The sequence below is a fragment of the Mesorhizobium sp. dw_380 genome, assembly GCF_018588885.1.
Taxonomy (GTDB): Bacteria; Pseudomonadota; Alphaproteobacteria; order Rhizobiales; family Rhizobiaceae; genus Mesorhizobium.
This window is the reverse complement of the sequence record NZ_JAFFIW010000037.1, coordinates 17,977-34,298: the sequence shown is the minus strand read 5'-3', so window position 1 is coordinate 34,298 and position 16,322 is coordinate 17,977. Positions and strand designations below refer to the sequence as shown.

16 protein-coding genes are annotated in these 16,322 nt (G+C 64.3%); 8 read left to right on the top strand and 8 right to left on the bottom strand.

Annotated features, from left to right (window positions below; all coding sequences use genetic code 11):
• Positions 1-52 precede the first annotated feature (52 nt).
• Entirely contained in the window at positions 53-913 is an 861-nt protein-coding gene (locus JT360_RS26330; RefSeq protein ID WP_214475312.1) for an SMP-30/gluconolactonase/LRE family protein, read from the top strand.
• Between the two features lie 121 nt (positions 914-1,034).
• Here JT360_RS26330 and JT360_RS26325 read toward each other — a convergent pair whose 3' ends face one another.
• Positions 1,035-1,835 (bottom strand): SDR family NAD(P)-dependent oxidoreductase, encoded by an 801-nt coding sequence (locus tag JT360_RS26325; protein WP_214475310.1) that lies wholly within the window; start codon positions 1,833-1,835, stop codon positions 1,035-1,037.
• 102 nt (positions 1,836-1,937) lie between these two features.
• On the opposite strand from JT360_RS26325, the gene JT360_RS26320 reads away from it, so the two are divergent.
• From JT360_RS26320 to JT360_RS26310, 3 genes are all read left to right on the top strand, one after another.
• Positions 1,938-2,858: a LysR family transcriptional regulator gene (locus tag JT360_RS26320; protein ID WP_214475308.1), complete on the top strand. Its 921-nt coding sequence runs from the start codon at positions 1,938-1,940 to the stop codon at positions 2,856-2,858.
• 94 nt (positions 2,859-2,952) lie between these two features.
• A complete protein-coding gene (locus JT360_RS26315) occupies positions 2,953-3,333 on the top strand; it encodes a nuclear transport factor 2 family protein (RefSeq protein WP_214475306.1) in 381 nt (126 codons plus the stop codon).
• Positions 3,334-3,346: 13 nt separating this feature from the next.
• Positions 3,347-3,991, top strand: a complete 645-nt coding sequence (locus tag JT360_RS26310; protein ID WP_214475304.1) for a DNA-3-methyladenine glycosylase — start codon at positions 3,347-3,349, stop codon at positions 3,989-3,991.
• A gap of 56 nt (positions 3,992-4,047) precedes the next feature.
• Here the strand turns inward: JT360_RS26310 and JT360_RS26305 are convergent, their stop codons facing one another.
• From JT360_RS26305 to JT360_RS26290, 4 genes are all read right to left on the bottom strand, one after another.
• Positions 4,048-5,772: a SulP family inorganic anion transporter gene (locus JT360_RS26305; RefSeq protein WP_214475303.1), complete on the bottom strand. Its 1,725-nt coding sequence runs from the start codon at positions 5,770-5,772 to the stop codon at positions 4,048-4,050.
• 67 nt (positions 5,773-5,839) lie between these two features.
• Entirely contained in the window at positions 5,840-6,118 is a 279-nt protein-coding gene (locus JT360_RS26300) for a helix-turn-helix domain-containing protein (RefSeq protein ID WP_214475301.1), read from the bottom strand.
• Positions 6,119-6,418: 300 nt separating this feature from the next.
• Positions 6,419-7,120, bottom strand: a complete 702-nt coding sequence (locus JT360_RS26295) for a phosphatase PAP2 family protein (protein WP_214475299.1) — start codon at positions 7,118-7,120, stop codon at positions 6,419-6,421.
• A 28-nt stretch (positions 7,121-7,148) separates the two neighbouring features.
• Positions 7,149-7,487 carry a hypothetical protein gene (locus tag JT360_RS26290; protein ID WP_214475297.1) on the bottom strand — a complete coding sequence of 113 codons (339 nt, stop codon included), beginning with the start codon at positions 7,485-7,487 and terminating at the stop codon, positions 7,149-7,151.
• A gap of 167 nt (positions 7,488-7,654) precedes the next feature.
• Between JT360_RS26290 and JT360_RS26285 the strand changes: the two genes are divergently transcribed.
• Together JT360_RS26285 and JT360_RS26280 are read left to right on the top strand one after the other, a co-directional pair.
• Complete coding sequence (locus JT360_RS26285) at positions 7,655-9,046, top strand: sensor histidine kinase (RefSeq protein ID WP_214475295.1); 1,392 nt, start codon at positions 7,655-7,657, stop codon at positions 9,044-9,046.
• Complete coding sequence (locus tag JT360_RS26280) at positions 9,043-9,705, top strand: response regulator (protein ID WP_214475294.1); 663 nt, start codon at positions 9,043-9,045, stop codon at positions 9,703-9,705. The genes JT360_RS26285 and JT360_RS26280 overlap by 4 nt, the downstream gene beginning before the upstream one ends.
• Positions 9,706-9,898: 193 nt before the next feature.
• On the opposite strand, the gene JT360_RS26275 is transcribed toward JT360_RS26280, so the two are convergent.
• Together JT360_RS26275 and JT360_RS26270 are read right to left on the bottom strand one after the other, a co-directional pair.
• Positions 9,899-10,453: a hypothetical protein gene (locus tag JT360_RS26275; protein ID WP_214475292.1), complete on the bottom strand. Its 555-nt coding sequence runs from the start codon at positions 10,451-10,453 to the stop codon at positions 9,899-9,901.
• A gap of 292 nt (positions 10,454-10,745) precedes the next feature.
• The gene (locus JT360_RS26270; protein ID WP_352128438.1) at positions 10,746-11,420 is read right to left on the bottom strand and encodes a hypothetical protein; all 675 of its coding nucleotides are present in this window, start codon (positions 11,418-11,420) and stop codon (positions 10,746-10,748) included.
• A 109-nt stretch (positions 11,421-11,529) separates the two neighbouring features.
• Between JT360_RS26270 and JT360_RS26265 the strand changes: the two genes are divergently transcribed.
• Positions 11,530-13,533: a PhoX family protein gene (locus JT360_RS26265; protein ID WP_214475290.1), complete on the top strand. Its 2,004-nt coding sequence runs from the start codon at positions 11,530-11,532 to the stop codon at positions 13,531-13,533.
• A gap of 78 nt (positions 13,534-13,611) precedes the next feature.
• Here the strand turns inward: JT360_RS26265 and JT360_RS26260 are convergent, their stop codons facing one another.
• Positions 13,612-14,799, bottom strand: coding sequence for a flavin-containing monooxygenase (locus tag JT360_RS26260; protein WP_214475288.1), 1,188 nt, complete (start codon positions 14,797-14,799; stop codon positions 13,612-13,614).
• A gap of 442 nt (positions 14,800-15,241) precedes the next feature.
• On the opposite strand from JT360_RS26260, the gene JT360_RS26255 reads away from it, so the two are divergent.
• The gene (locus tag JT360_RS26255) at positions 15,242-16,279 is read left to right on the top strand and encodes a phosphatidylglycerol lysyltransferase domain-containing protein (RefSeq protein WP_214475286.1); all 1,038 of its coding nucleotides are present in this window, start codon (positions 15,242-15,244) and stop codon (positions 16,277-16,279) included.
• The last annotated feature ends 43 nt before the right edge of the window (positions 16,280-16,322 follow it).

The following is a 16,322-nucleotide window of genomic DNA, read 5'->3' as shown; positions in this document are numbered from 1 at the left end:
CGAAAAGTATCGAAAATCCTAGCTCTCCGCCTGTCACTACAGGAGAACCGCCATGAAACGCCTCGTCACCTCAGCCTTTATCGTCGCCATCTGCAGCGCGACGGCGCCCGCCGTCCAGGCCGGCGAGCTCTGGCGCGCCACCGGCCTCGAACAGCCGGAGTCAGCGTTGTTCGACGCCGCCAACAATCGCGTCATCGTCTCCAACATATCAGGCAATCCGGGCGTTGCCGACGGCAACGGCTATCTCAGCGTGCTGTCCATGGACGGCAAGATGGTGACCCAGCACTGGACCGACGGCATGGACGCGCCCAAGGGCATGGCGATAGCGGGCGGCAAGCTCTATGTCGCCGACATCACCAAGGTCCGCGTCGTCGATCTCGCTAGCGGTAAGCTCCTCGCCAGCATCGCGGTGCCGGATGCCGTCTTCCTGAACGACATGACCTCGGACCAAGCCGGCAATGTCTATGTCACCGACATGCTGGCCGACACGATCTACCGCATCGACGGCGACAGGCCGGAGCTGTTCGTCAGGGACGCATTGCTGGCTTCCCCCAACGGCGTCTTCGCCGATGGCAACAGGCTGATCGTCGCCTCCTGGGGCAAGGGCATCAAGCCCGACTTCAGCACGGCCGAGCCGGGCGGGCTGCTGGCCGTCGACCTCGCCAGCAAGGCGGTTTCGCCGCTGCCCGGCGCGCAGAGATTCGCCGACCTCGACGGCGTCATCGCCATCGGCGACACCATCTATGCTACCGCCTACATGACCGGCACGCTCTACCGGTACAAGGCCGGCGGCACGCCGGAAGCGGTGGCGCATTTCAAGCCTGGCAGTGCCGACATCGGCACGGACGGCAAGTCGATCCTCTATGTGCCGCTGATGAGCGAAGGCGAGGTGGCGGCGTTGAAGCTCGACTGAACCCATGACCGATGCCATCGGCTGGTCGGCGAGACCTTGAGCAACCTCAACAACCTTGGGCCGGCCTCTATCATCGAGGACGGCCTGGCAAATCGTCACATCTGCTCGATGCAGGCGTCCATCACCGCATACCGCCGATATTGTAGCCTCCATCCACCAGGATGCTCTGGCCCGTAACGAAAGCCGCCTCCGGGCTGCTTAGCCAAGTGACGGCGCCGGCAATATCGTCCGGTTGTCCGATACGACCGAGTGCGGCGTGCGCGCCGATCGCGGCGACCACCTCGGGTGGCAGCACGCTGGTCATCGGTGTGTCGATAACGCCCGGACTGACATTGTTTATGCGAATGCCGTCACGGCCGATCTCGAGCGCCAATGCGCGAACCATGGCATCCAGCGCGCCCTTACTAGCGGCATAGATCGAAAGGTTGACGTTGCCGCCAGTCGCGGCCACCGAGGAAGTGTTCACGATCGACCCGCCGTGGCCTTGCTTGCGCATCTGGGCAACCTCGTGCTTCGCAAGAAACCAGACACCCTTGACGTTGGTCGCAAGGACCTGATCGACGTCATCCGCCGTCAGATCCTCGATAGGCTTGTAGGCCGTGATGCCTGCATTGTTGAAGGCGATATCCAGCCGTCCAAATTCTTCCACGACAGCGGCAATCATTTTCTCTACAGCGCGCTCTTGAGTGACGTCGGCTGACGCAACCATTGCCGTGCCGCCCGTCTCCGCGATTTGCCTCGCTACCGCCTCAAGTTCCGGCACGCGTCTTCCAACCAGGGCAACCGAAGCACCTTGGCGCCCGAATGCAAGAGCGGTAGCCTTGCCGATCCCGCTTCCCGCACCCACAACCAGCGCTACCCTGCCCACGAAACGTTCCGGATCGTTCCGCAGGATCGTCTTGCCCTGCAAATCCTTCAGCATATTCACCAGCTCCTGTTTTGCGTTTGCATCAACGTATCAGGAGCGGATAGGTTGGAAAATGAGCTATAACCGGCATGTCTTGTTGAGTAAAAGGCAACAATCATGAGAGGAAGTGACTTTGCTGAGCTAACCGCGTTTGTCTCGGTGGCCGAGACGCAGAGTTTCGTCCGAGCGGCTTCGAGGCTGGGCCTGTCCCGTTCCGCCTTGAGCCATACGATCCGCGCTCTGGAGGAGCGCGTCGGTACAAGGCTGCTCAACCGCACAACGCGCAGCGTCTCCCTGACCGATGCCGGACGAACGTTGTTCGCCCGGCTGCCCGCGGCATTTGCCGAGATCAAGGATGCCGTCGACGGCTTGAGCGTTTATCACGAGCGCCCGGCGGGAACCATTCGCCTGAACTTGCCACGTGTCGCAGCCGAGGTACTGGTCGCTTCGAAACTTCCGGCCTTCGCGGCAGCCTACCCCGCCATCCATGTTGAGCTGACCGTCGAGGACCAGCTTTCCGATATTGTGGGCAGCGGCTACGACGCAGGGGTTCGTCCGGGCGGGTTATTGCATCAGGACATGATTGCGGCTCGGGTGACACCGGACTTTCGCACCGCCATCGTCGGATCACCTGCTTATTTCGAACTCAATCCCATACCGGTCGCACCGAAGGACTTGGCCGGGCATGCATGCATAAACTACCGGTGGACCGAGTCCGGCGTGCTGTATCGCTGGCCGTTCCGCAAGGCGGGGGAACAGGTAGACGTTGAAGTATCTGGTCCTCTGACAATGAATGATGCCGGGCTCACGGTGCAGGCGGCACTTGCCGGGATGGGGCTGGCCTGCACGCTTGAAAGCAACGTGAAGCAGGAACTGGCACAAGGGCGTCTGGTGCGGGTCTTGGAGGATTGGTGTCCTCCATCGCCGGGATTCTACCTCTATTATCCGAGCGGACGCCTCCTTTCGGCGGCATTCAGGGCTTTCATTGATTTCATGCGTTGTGGCGAGGACGTCTCACACAAGGCCGAGTTTTCGTAGAATGTCGCGCATTCCAACAGTGGACATTAATCGCATGCCGCTCGATGTCGCTCCGGCGAATCTCACATCACGCTGATGGCCAACGAGACTTGATATGGAAGACGCGGACATTCGCGCCGCCTTGGACCACCACTGGGCGGCCTCCGATGCCGGAGATCTCGAAGCGGAACACCAGATCTACCGTGAGGATGCGGTGCTCGACTATCCGCAATCGGGCGAGCGCATCCGCGGACGGCGCAACATCCAGGCGTCCCGCGCTGCGCAGCCGAACCGCAAGCGTTTCGCGGTGCGGCGCATCACCGGCAGGGATGACCTCTGGGTCAGCGAATATGTCCTGACCTATGACGGGCGGCCGTCCTACACCGTCAGCATCATGGAGTTCCTCGACGGCAAGGTGGCGCGCGAGACCCAGTATTTTGGCGAGCCGTTCGAGCCGGGGCCCTCGCGCGCGCAATGGGTCGAGCGGATGCCGTGAGACCCTGCCCGCCATGACGATGACCCGCAGCCCGATCCCTCGCTCGGAACTGCCGACCGATACGGCAGCTCTCGCCCGCACTCTCATCGGCAAGGTGGTGGTGCGCGACTTGCCGGAAGGCAGGGTCAGCGGCCGCATTGTCGAGACCGAAGCCTATGTCGTCGGCGACGCCGCCGGGCACGGCTATCGGGGGATGACCCCGCGCAATCGTTCGCTGTTCCTCGAGCGCGGCCACGCCTATGTCTATCTCGCCTACGGCGTCTCCACCATGCTGAACGTCTCGAGCGAGACGCCAGGGATCGGCACCGGCGTCCTGATCCGGGCTCTCGAGCCGCTCGAAGGCATCGCGATCATGCGGCAGAACCGCGGTGTCGAGCGTTTGCGCGACCTGGCGCGCGGGCCGGGAAGGTTGGCTGCGGCGTTGCGGATCGATCGTTCGCTCGATGGGCTCGACCTTTGCCGCGAAGGGCCTTTATGGCTCGCGCGCGATGATCCCGGGCTCGCACGCGATGACCACGGGCCCGCAGGCGATGCCCAAGAACCCGGCGAGATCGGGCAGGGCATCAGGATCGGCATTTCGAAGGATGCCGACCGGCTGCTTCGCTTTTATGTCAGGGATAGCCCGTTCGTCAGCGGTCCAGGATCGCTCAACCGATAAAGACGCGGCCGCTCTCTTCCTCCTGATTGAAGCTGGGCGCGATATGTGTTTGCCTCTCAGTTCCCCGCCAGTTGCGCTCGCGCGTCGCGGATCGAGGCGGCGTAGGTCACCAGCGGCCGCTTGACGCCATGGTTGATCAGCATGCGCCGTATCTGCGGCGACGCACCCGCTATGATGAAGCGGACGCCGGCGCGCCTCGCCTTGTGCGCGGCGCTTTCGATGACATTGGCCGCCGTCGAATCGAAGAGCGGCACGGCGGAACAGTCGAGGATGAAGTTGCGGCGCTGGTCGGCGATGCGGTCGAGCACGCTGCCGACGGTGGAGGCGGCGCCGAAGAAGAAAGCACCCGAGATGCGGTAGACGATGGTCTCGGCGTCAACAGCCTCGCTGGAATCGTAGGCGCCGGCGGGATTGACGCTGTCGGCGACGTCGTCCTGCACCAGATCCGCCTCGACCGCGATCGACTTGGCCATGCGATCGATGAACAGGATCGAGCCCAGCGCGAAGCCGACGACGATGCCTTCGGTCAGGTCGCGGAAGACGACGATCAGGAAGGTCGCCATCAGCACCAGCGCATCGCCGCGCGAAGCGCGCAGCAACGTGGCGAAGGCCTGTTTCTCGAACATGTTCCAGCAAACCACCGCCAGCACGCCGGCAAGGGCTGCGAGCGGGATATAGCTGGCGAGCGGCGCCGCCACCAGCATCAGCACGAGCAGGATCGCCGAATGCACCATGCCCGAGACCGGCCCGTGCGCGCCGGCCCGCACATTGGTCGCGGTGCGGGCGATGGTGCCGGTGGCGCAGATGCCGCCGAACAGGGCGGAGGCGATGTTGGCGAAGCCCTGCGCCACCAGCTCGCAATTGGACCGGTGCCGCCGGCCGGTCATGCCGTCGGCGACCACGGCCGACAGCAGCGATTCGATCGCGCCGAGCAGCGCGAAGGCGACAGCGTCCGGCAAAACCTCGATCATCCTGCCGGGGCTGACCGGCGGCAGACCAGGCCATTGCAGGCTGCGCGGGATGCCGCCATAGCGCGTCCCGATCGTCTCGGCCGGCAGCGCAAACAGCGCCACGACGAGCGAAGCGAGCGCGATGGCGATCAGCATCGCTGGCCATTTCGGCCGCCAGCGCTTCAGGAAGGCGATGGTGGCGATGGTCAGCACCGCCACGAAGGTCGCCGCGGGGTTGATCGTGCCGGCCGCTTCGCCAAGCGCGATCAGCTTCGGCACGAACGGTCCGGGTTCCTTGCCCGGCAAGGTCAAGCCGAACAGTTCGACGATCTGGCCGGAGAAGATGATGACGGCAATGCCGGCGGTGAAGCCGACGGTGACCGGATAGGGAATGAACTTGATGTAGGTGCCGAGCCGGAGATAGCCGATGGCAAGCAGGAACACACCGGCCATCATCGTCGCCAGCAGCAGGCCATCGACGCCGACGCGCGCCACCGTGGCAGCCACCAGCACGATGAAGGCGCCGGCCGGCCCACCGATCTGAAAGCGGCTGCCGCCGAACGCCGAGATGATGAAGCCGCCGACGATGGAGGTATAGAGGCCGCGCTCCGGGCTCACGCCCGATGCGATCGCGATCGCCATCGACAGCGGCAGCGCAACGATGGCGACGGTCAGCCCGGCAACGACATCGGCCTTGAAATGCGCCGGCGTGTAGCCCTCGCGCCAGACGGTGACCAGCTTCGGCGTGAACAGTTCGGAAAATGTCGGCCTTGCCGACTTATGGGCCGACTTCTGAGCCGGTCGATGCACTGCCTGCCGTGCTTGATTCATGGACTGCCTTCCGCACATGAAAGGCGGCGGGATCGTCGGCAGGACTGTCGGCGGTCGCCGTCGCGACTTATGCCGGCTCAGCTTTGAGGCCTGGTGGTGCGGCGGGCTTGAGGCGCACGCCCCTGCCGCCGCGCTCGCTGGCCTGGTTCTCGCCGATCAGCTCCACCCCGGCCTCGTCGAGAGCCTGGATGACCTTCATCAGCGTATCGACCACGCCCCTGACCACGCCGTCGCTCGCTTCCATGCGCTGGATGGTCGGAAGCGAAACGCCGGCGCGCTCGGCGAGTGTCTTCTGGTCGATACCGGCCAAGGCCCTTGCGGCACGCATCTGCGCGGCAGTGATCATCGGCCGGACCCCATGTCTGAGTCTGCGGAAATAACGTATAATGCGGTCATTGTGATGTTTCAAGCATCATGATGAATGTCTGAGACGTAAGCGCCGCTGCCTTGTTCATCTTTCTGGTACGTCCCGGGAATTGCAGGATAGGGTGCTTCGAATCTGGGCTAGGGGGTAACGCGGTTGAGCATTTTCAGGACCTTGATGACATGGGCATGCCTGCTGTCGGCAGTTTTCATGCTGACGGGCTGCGGGCACCTGATCAACAGATTGATCTGACGGCAAGCCTGAGGGGCGTCAGGCGCCCCATCAGGCATCGTCGCTCACCACCTTGCGCCGCTGCAGAAGCCGCGCCACCAACCAGCACAGCATCGCCCAGGCGAAGCCGGCACACCAGCCGGCCAGCACATCCGACGGCCAGTGGACGCCAAGATAGACCCGGCTGACGCCGACCAGCACCGTGGTCAGCACGGCGAGCGACAGCACGTAGACCTTGGTCGCCCGGCCATGCAGGAACCGCGCCGCCAGCGAGCCGAGCGTGAGGTAGGTCACCGCCGACAGCATGGCGTGGCCGCTCGGGAAGGAAAGCGAGGTCTCGTTGACCAGATGCGAAACGAGCTCGGGCCGCGGCCGGTCGACGCCGACTTTCAGCAGGCTCGACAGAAGCTGGCCACCGGCCACGGCGATGAAGATGAGAAGTGCGGTCCCCGGCCTTCGGATCAGGAGCAGATAGATGATCGTCGCAGTCGTGATCAGCACGAGCACGCTGGTGCTGCCGAGGCTGGTGATGTCGCGCATCGCCCCCTCCAGCCATGGCGGGCCGGCTGGAACACCGGGTTGCCCCGCCTGGCGGAAAGCAAGCAGGATTTCGGTGTCGAAGGCGTGCGGCGCCGTTGCCCGTGCCACCTCCATCAGCTCCACAAAGCCCCACAGCCCGCCGGCGATGACCAGGCCGGCCAGCAGGACGGGGAATTCGATCAGGTTGAGCAGGGTGCTTGCGGTGTCTTTCATCGAACCGGTGCCGCTGTCTTCATCTCGATCAACGCCCTTGCAGATAGGGCCCGAGCGTGATCAGCGCCACTGCGGCGATCGCCAGCATGATACCGGTCGCCTGCAGCGCGTTGACGCGTTCGCCGAAGAACACCAGCGCCACGAGGTTGACCGAGACCAGCTGGATGACCGCCGAGAGGCTGAACGACACGGACATGCCGAATTCGCGAATCAGCCGCAGCATGATCAAATTGCCGAGCGAATAGAGCGCCAGCGTCAAAAGGATCTTGCCCAGGCTCGGCGCCAGTCCCCATTGCTTGGCGGCAGTCGCCGCCAAAAGGAAGATCACCGTCGAAAAGCCAAGCTGCAGCAGTCCCGAAAAACTCAACGTCCCGTCCCCCTCGAAGCGGCTCCCGCCGCCTGCATCGCGGACTTGTTTCCGAAGCGCGCGCGGACGTCAAGCGACGTCGTTCCAACGAAGGTCTTGGCAACGGCAAGGCTGAGGCTCAATGTGCCGACATCGCCCACCTGTCGAAGAAGGGCGGTCAGGGGGCCATGATTCGTATTCTTCAGAACTTGGCGCGGCGTTGGAGCGAGCTTTCCCTTGCGCTGCAATTCGTCGTTGCCGGCGGCTTCGGCCTTCTGGTCGTCATGGTGGTGGTTGGCGCCTGGGTGACGACGCAGATCCGGGACGGCGTCATCCGCAATTCGGCCGCCACGACGGCGCTTTATGTCGACAGCGTGATCGCGCCGCTGCTGCCCGACCTGCGCAAGAGCGAGGAGCTCAGCGATTCCGTCAAGCAGGCGCTCGACGAGACGCTCGGCCAGGGCGCACTCGGCAAGCGCCTGGTTTCGTTCAGGCTCTGGCGCCGCGACGGCACCGTCCTCTATTCGAAAGACGCCGCCTTGATCGGCCGCCGCTTCGATCTGAACGACCACCTGCGTTCCGCCTTCCAAGGCAGCGTCGCTGCCCAGTTCGATACGTTTGATGACAACGAAGAGAAGGAGCGGTCTTCGGGCGTGCCGTTGCTGGAGATCTACAATCCCGTGCGCGAACCCTGGTCCGGCGACGTGGTGGCCGTCACCGAATTCTACGAGGTCGCCAGCGATTTCAAAGCGACGCTGGCATCCGCCCTTTTGTCGAGCTGGCTGGTCGTTGCCGGCACCACCCTGGCGGCTTTTCTGCTCCTGTCGGGCATCGTCCTGCGCGCCAGCCGCACCATTGACGACCAGCGCGGGGCGCTGCGCCGCCAGGTGTCGGAGCTGCAGGGCCTGGTGACGCAAAACAGCGCCTTGCGGCAGCGTGTGCAGCGGGCGTCGCGTCGCGCCACCGCACTCAACGAGAGATATTTGCGCCGGATCGGCGCCGACCTTCACGACGGACCGGCCCAACTCGTGGCCCTGGCGGCGCTGCGCATGGACAGCCCGGTATTTTCCGGCGACGGCAATTGGGGCGAAAGCCGCTCGACCGAGGTGGCGATGATCCGCAAGACGCTGGAAGATGCGATGCGCGAAATACGCGGTATCTGCACCGGCCTCGTGCTGCCGCAGATAGAGAGCGCCGCCGCGACGGACATATTGCGGCTCGCCGTCGACGAACACGAGCGCCGGACGGGAACGTCGGTGACGCTCACGCTGCCAAAGCATTTGCCCGAACCTGGCGCCTCCGAGAAGATCAGCATCTACCGTTTCGTGCAGGAAGGGCTGAACAACGCCTATCGCCACGGGCGTGCCAAGGATCAGGCGGTGCGAGCCGGAATGAAAAATGGCAGACTTTTTGTCGAAGTGTCGGATGGCGGGCCGGGCTTCGATCCGGCGCGGGTCGAGGGGCTGGGGCTCGCCGGCCTGCGGGAGCGGGTCGAAAGCATTGGCGGCCATTTCGAGACCTTGACCGGAGCGCAAGGCACGCGATTGGTGATTACCCTGTCGGTCGAGGAGCAAGCATGATTGGTGTCATTCGCATAGCCATTGTCGACGATCATCCGCTGTTTCGCGAAGGCGTGACGCGCAGCCTGTCGGAGATCGGAGGCTTCGAGATCGTCGGCGAAGGCGCGACAGCGCAGGATGCCGAACGCATCGCCTCGACCGTGCAGCCGGACATACTGCTGCTCGACATTTCCATGCCGGGCGGCGGCCTGGCCGCGGTTGCAAGCATCCTTGCCGACCATCCCGCCCAGAAGATCATCATGCTGACCGTTTCGGAGGCCAATGTCGATGTCACCAAAGCCCTGAACACAGGGGTGCAGGGCTATGTCCTCAAGGGTGTCGGGTCGCGCGCGCTTGCGGAGATCCTGCGCAACGTGGTGGCCGGCGAGAGCTATCTTTCGCCGATGCTGTCGGCCCGGCTGCTCTCCGATCTCCAGTCCCCGCAGCCTGGCGACGGCGTGGCCGACCGGCTGCGGCAACTGACCGAGCGTCAGACGGAAATCCTGCGGCTGGTGGGGGAGGGGCTCAGCAACAAGGAGGTCGCCTTGCGCCTGGAGCTGCAGGAGAAGACCGTCAAGCATCACATGACCGGGGTGCTGTCGAAGCTCAATGTGCGAAACCGCACCGAAGCGGCTCTTATGATGCGTGAGTTTCGCGACCGTGACAGGAACCGCTCATAACGCATGTCGCCGAAAAGCGACTTCGGTTTGCGAGAACGACATACATGAGACAAGCGCCTAAAGCGCGTCCCATGGCTCCGTTCGACGCGCTTTAGGCCAGAGCGGATCGCGCGGGACCGCACAAAACGAGGTCACCTCCGCCGGGGGGCGGCGGAGGTGACGTGTGAAACTGGCCGTTGCCGGTTGACCAGCTTCACAAGGCCTTGAGACGGGTGACGTCGGCCGGCGTGGCCCGGCGGTCGATGATCGTGCGGCCGAGCGCATCCTGCATCCTGAAACGGCCGTTCTCGATCTTTTCCGTCATGCCGTCGGGGTGCTGGACCGTGATCTTGTTGCCGTCCACGTCGACCTTGTCGCCGGTCGCGGCGTTGACATGGCTGGCGCCTTTGTCACCCTGGCCCTTGCCGGATCCCGAGTCGGCGCCACCGCCATCTGCTCCTGAATTGCCGTTGCCGTTGCTGTTGCCGCTGCTGCCGCTGCTGTTGCCAGCACCACTATTGCCGCCGCCGCCGTTGCCGCTATTGCCGCCACCACCACCATTACCGCCACCGTTTCCGCCGCCGCCGCCGCCGCCACCGTTTCCGCCGCCATTGCCGCCATTGCCGCCTTTGCCAGCCTGTGCCGATGCGGCGTCGATTCCGGGGGCGGAGCCGTGCAGGGCAATCCGATAGGGAGCGATGGCGAGCGCCAGAGCAGCAGCCGAGACGAACGCCAGCCGGCGATAACGGGCCGTGATCGATCCGTGCATCCTGATCTCCGTCGATTGAGCCGGCGCGCTCACCCCAAGGTTGCAGTGCAACAACATCGCCGAAAGACGTGGTGGCCGGAAGCGACCTCCGACCGTTGCGTTTGTCCTCCAGGACTTTTGCAAGCGCAAGGTTGGACTAAAGTCCCATATCACATGCCGATGAGCGCGCTTTCGCCTGATGTGAGCGGATCGCACCAGCATTTTGCCAGCGGGGCCAAGCGCCAATGGAAGTCACCTCCGCCGGGGGCGGCGGAGGTGACATGTGAAGCTGGCCGTTGCCTGTTGGCCAGCTTCACAAAGCTTGAAGACGATTGACATCCTCGGGGGTAGCCCGGCGGTCGATGATCGTGCGCCCCAAGGCATCCTTCATCTCGAAACGACCATTCTCGATCTCTTCCTGGATACCATCTGGATGCGTGACCTCGATCTTATTGCCGTCCACTTCGACCTTGTCGCCGGTCGCCGCGTTGACATGATGGTCGGCTCCGCGGTGGTCGTCACTGTTGCCGGGTCCGGAATTGTCGGCTCCGCCATGATCGTCGCCAGCGCCTCCGCTGCCGGGCCCGGAACCGCCGCTGTTTCCACTGCCGCCGTTGCTGCCTCCACCGGAGCCGCCGTTTCCTCCGCCGCCGCCCCCACCGCCTTGGCCGCCGCCATCCTTGGCATGAGCGCTTGCGGGAACGATGCCGGGACCAGAGCCGTGGACGGTGAGTTGATATGGAGCAATGGCCAGCGCCAATGCCGACGACCCTCTCAGCGCCAGCCAGAAGCAGCGAGTCGGGATCGATCTCATCTCCGTCTCCCTCTTTATCGGGCCGCCAACTTCCGGCGCGAGCTTTTGCCGGCCACGACCATGGCCGAAATGGCCGCTCGGCATAACCGGCCCACGACTGATGCGTTCCCGGAATGGGACCTTTGACCGGCCTGCATAGGGACCTAGGTCCGGTTTCAGCGCGAGAACCGCCATTCGGACGCTCTGGACTCGCGCTGAAAGCAATGTCACGAAAATGTGATCGGCCGGATGTAAGGGGTCGAACAGGCAACAAGCTCCAGCCACTCCAAAGCCAGAGGCCCTTATGACCGAACATCGCTCCCCCGACGCCCGATTCCGCACCAGCCTGCTCGAGGAAAACGACGGACCGGCCATCAACCCGACCGACAACCGCACCCTGGGCGAGATCATCGCCGCGCGGTTCTCGCGCCGTGGTTTCCTGAGGGGATCGCTGGCCGTCTCGGCGATCGCCGCCACCGTCAGCCCGCTGGCCATGATCGCCGCCGGCGATGCCCGCGCCGCGGAAGGCTCTGCCTTCAAATTCGACGAACTCAAGGCCGGCATCGACGACAAGCATCATGTCGCGCCCGGCTATGACGCGGATGTGCTGCTGCGCTGGGGCGATCCGCTGTTTGCCGATTCGCCGGAGTTCGACCCGGCCAAACAGTCGGCGCAGGCGCAGGCCAGGCAGTTCGGCTACAACAACGATTATGTCGGCTATATCGAGATCGACGGCTCGCCCGAGCATGGCCTGCTGGTGGTCAACCACGAATACACCAACCCGCATCTGATGTTCCCGGGCATCGTCAAGATCGTCGACAAGGACGGCAAGAAGGCGGCCGAAGTCGCGCCGCTCAGCAAGGAACAGGTCGATGTCGAGATGGCGGCGCATGGCGGCACCATCGTCGAGATCCGCAAGGTGTCGGGCAAATGGCAGGTGGTGCGCGACGGCAAGCTCAACCGCCGCATCACCTCGACCACCGAAATGGCGCTGTCCGGTCCGGTCGCCGGCCATGAACGCGTCAAGACCAATGCCGACCCGTCCGGCACCAAGGTCTTCGGCACCATGAACAACTGCGCCGGCGGCGTCACGCCCTGGGGCACCTATGTGATGGCCGAGGAGAACATCCACGGCTATTTCTCCGGCGAACTGCCGGAAGGCCATAAGGAGGCCGCCAACTACAAGCGTCTCGGCATTCCCGAAGGCGCCTATGAATGGGGCGCGCATTACGACCGCTTCAACCTCGCCAAGGAACCGAACGAACCCAATCGCTTCGGCTGGATCGTCGAGGTTGACGTCAACGATCCGACCTCGACGCCGAAGAAGCGCACGGCCATGGGCCGCTTCAAGCACGAAGGTGCCGAATCGATCGTTGCCAGGGACGGCCGCGTCGTCTTCTACCTCGGTGACGACGAGCGCTTCGACTATGCCTATAAGTTCGTCACGTCAGGCCGTTTCAACCCCAACGATCCCGCCGCCAACAAGGACCTGCTCGACGACGGCACGCTGCATGTCGCCAAGTTCGCCGAGGACGGCACGGTCGAATGGCTGCCGATCGTCTTCGGCCAGGGGCCGCTGACCGCCGAGAACGGTTTCACGGGCCAGGCCGACGTGCTGATCGAAACGCGGCGCGCCGCCGACCTGCTCGGCGCCACCAAGATGGACCGGCCCGAGGACATCCAGCCCAATGCCGTCAACGGCAAGGTCTATGTCATGCTGACCAACAATTCGAAGCGCAAGGCCGAGCAGGTCGATGCCGCCAACCCGCGCGCCGAAAATGCCTTCGGCCACATCATCGAGATATCGGAGGATGGCGGCGACTTCGCCGCCACCAAAGGCAAGTGGGAAGTGCTGCTGAAATGCGGTGATCCCTCGGTTGCCGATGTCGGCGCCACCTTCTCGACGGCGACGACCGCCAATGGCTGGTTCGGCATGCCCGACAATTGCGCGGTCGATTCGGCTGGGCGCCTGTGGGTCGCCACCGATGGCCAGGGCCCGAAGGCCACCGGCCGCACCGACGGCCTGTGGGCGGTCGACACGGAAGGACCGGCACGGGCGACCTCGAAACTGTTCTTCCGCGTGCCGATCGGCGCCGAGATGTGCGGCCCGCTTTTCGCGCCCGACGACCAGACCGCCTTCGTTGCCGTCCAGCATCCGGGCGATGGCGGCGAGGACTGGGAAGGCTTCGGCCGTCCCTCCTACTATGAGGATCCGTCGACGCGCTGGCCGGATTTCAAACCGGACATGCCGGTGCGGCCGGCGGTCGTCGCCATCACCAGGCAAGGCGGCGGCAAGATCGCGGTTTGATCGCAGGCAACGGTCTGCAAATCCAAAGGACGGGTTCGGTCCCGAACGCCGCCCTTCCTCCGCCGGCTGGGAGGGAAATCAGCGTGAGCCCGCGGGCAGGTGGGAGGCGCCGGCGATCCGCCTGGCGATCGCCTTGCCTAGTATCGCGGCATTGGCAAAGCAGCCGCGAATGCTTGGCCGCATGCCGGTGAACCAGAGGCCGGGCAGTTTCGGATCGGCGTCGCCGCCGTTGAAGAGCGGCACGCCCTTGCCGTCGAGCACGCCGAGATCGCCGACCATGCGCTCCAGCCCGGTGCGGTAGCCTGTCGCGGCAATGACGATATCGGGATCGATCAGGCTGCCATCGGCCAGGATCACGCCGTCGCGGGTGAACTCCCGTATCGCCGGCACCACGACGATCTTGCCCGATTTGATGGCGGCGACGGCGCCGTCGTCGGCGGCGATCGCGGTGTAGTCCGCGGTCAGGCGGCTGGCGCCGCCCGACGGCGCCGGCGGCATGCCGAATTTGGTCAGGTCGCCGAAAACCAGGCGCTGCGTCGCCGCGATGACCGCATCGGCGACACGCAGCGGCAAGCGCGCCATGAGCGGTGATAGCCGGTGCACGGCAATCTTGCCCACCCGCTTGGGCAGCAAAGCGGGACCGTTGCGGGCCGACAGCCAGAGAGCGGCCGTATCCACGCGCGCCAGATGATTGAGCGCGTCGAAGCCCGAATTGCCGGCGCCGACGATCAGCACCTTCTTGCCGGCATAGGACTTGGCGTCGCCAAAATCCGCCGAATGGATGATCCGCCCCGCGAAACCCTGCGCGCCTTTCCATTGCGGCGTGAAGGGTTCCCGGTCGCGACCGGTGGCGACGATGACGTGGCGTGCCAGGCGTGAACCGGCGCTGGTCCGCACCGCCCAGTGGTCACCCCTGAACACGATGGTCTCGACGGCCACGCCAAACTCAACCGGCAGTTGGTTCGCCTCCCGGAAATCGTTCATGTGGCGGATGACGACGTTCCTGTGCGGAAAGGCGGGGGTGTCCTCGGGGAAGACAAGGCCGGGCAGCGCCGAGAGGTCGCGATGGGTGTTGAGATGCAGCTGCTGGTGCCGCCGATGCCAGGGTTCGGCCAGCCGCCTCTCCTTTTCCAGGATCGCCGTCGGCACGCCGGCCTTGATCAAAGCCTGCGCGACAGCCAGTCCGGCCGCGCCGGCGCCGATGACGATCGCCGGCTCGACCGCCACCTCCAGCTCCAACATCGGCCTGATTGTCGTATCAGCCATTCACTCTTCAGTCCCATTCAACCATTACAGCATCCCTGCAAGGCTCGCAGCACGCTGTAACCGTTTGATCGCGCCGGACCTATACCGCCATTGGTGCCGATTGCCGAGCCCCTGCGCCGGGCCGCGGTTGCGCTCCAGGGAATTCCGCCGCCAAGCGGAACAGCTCCCATCGCACAAATGCGGCCGAAGCAACGACATGGAGCGGATTGCTCGCTTCTGTCCGAATACCTGCAGCTCTATATGGCATATCGGCGGCATCGGCGATAATCAGGTCGCGGCAATGTGATTTGATTCGAGCTCAGGGGGCTGGCGGATCTCGTTACCGGCGCAGGAATTCGAAACGCGCAACCGATTTCGGCTTCCCGCGAAAATCAAGACGCCATGGCGCGTCTTGCGTGTCGACAGACACGTCGCGCCACAGACGGCACGCGGAATCTCGACCATGCCCTCCCTGCGGATCTATTTCGACAAACTCCTCGAGGGTGCCTCGCCCAAGGTCGAGCGCCAGCCGCTGACGCATGTCGAGCGCCTGGCGATTGTCCGCCACCACGGCGACTTCTCGCTTGCCTATTCCACCGCCGTACAAGCCAAGCTTTCCTATTTCGGCGACACCGACGGCTACATCGCCTTCGGCACGAAGATGAAGCATCATTTCGCGCTTGGCGACCCGGTGGCGGCCCCATCCCGGCGGCCCGATTACATCAGGCGCTTCGTCGAGACCGCCGGCGACCCGTGGTTCGTGCAGATCGGCGAGGAGACCGCACGCGTGCTGGCGGGGCTCGGCTACAAGGTCAACCGGCTGGGCATCGACACCCGCCTTGTCCTGCCCGAGCATGATTTTTCCGGCAAGCGCAACGAGACCGTGCGCTATTCCGAGCGCTGGCTGTTGAAGAAGGGCTTCTCCTTTGAGGAGGACCGGCGGACGATCTTCCTCGACGAGATCGCCCGGCTTTCCGACAACTGGCGCGGCGACCGCATCGTCAAGCGCTGGGAAATGGGTTTTCTCAACCGTCCGTTTTACGATCATCTCGGCACCGATATGCGCCGTTTCGTCCTGCATGGCCCCGATGGCGAGCTGATCGCCCTGCTCGACTTCGACCCGCTGTTTTCCGACGGCAAGGTCATCGGCTACACCACCGCCTTCAAGCGCAAGCATATCGATGCCTCGCCCCACGCCGAGATCGGCCTGACCAAATTCGCCGTCGACCGGTTTCGCGAGGAAGGCATATCGGTGGTCACGCTTGGCCTGTCGCCGCTTGTCGACGTGGCCCCGAGCGGATTTGCCGAAAGCGATTTCTGGCGCAACACCTTCCAGCGCGCCTACTCGTCGCCATGGGTCAACCGCCGCAGGTTCAACCTGCAGGGCCAGGCCGCCTTCAAGCGCCGCTTCCATGGTGTGGAGGAGCCTGTCTACATCGCCTTTCGCGAGGGGACCTATATCGAGATGCTGGGGCTGCTGCGGCTGGTCAAGGCGATTTGAGGTTTGTAGCCCAGACCGGGGCTTCTGGCTGACATGCCTTGCC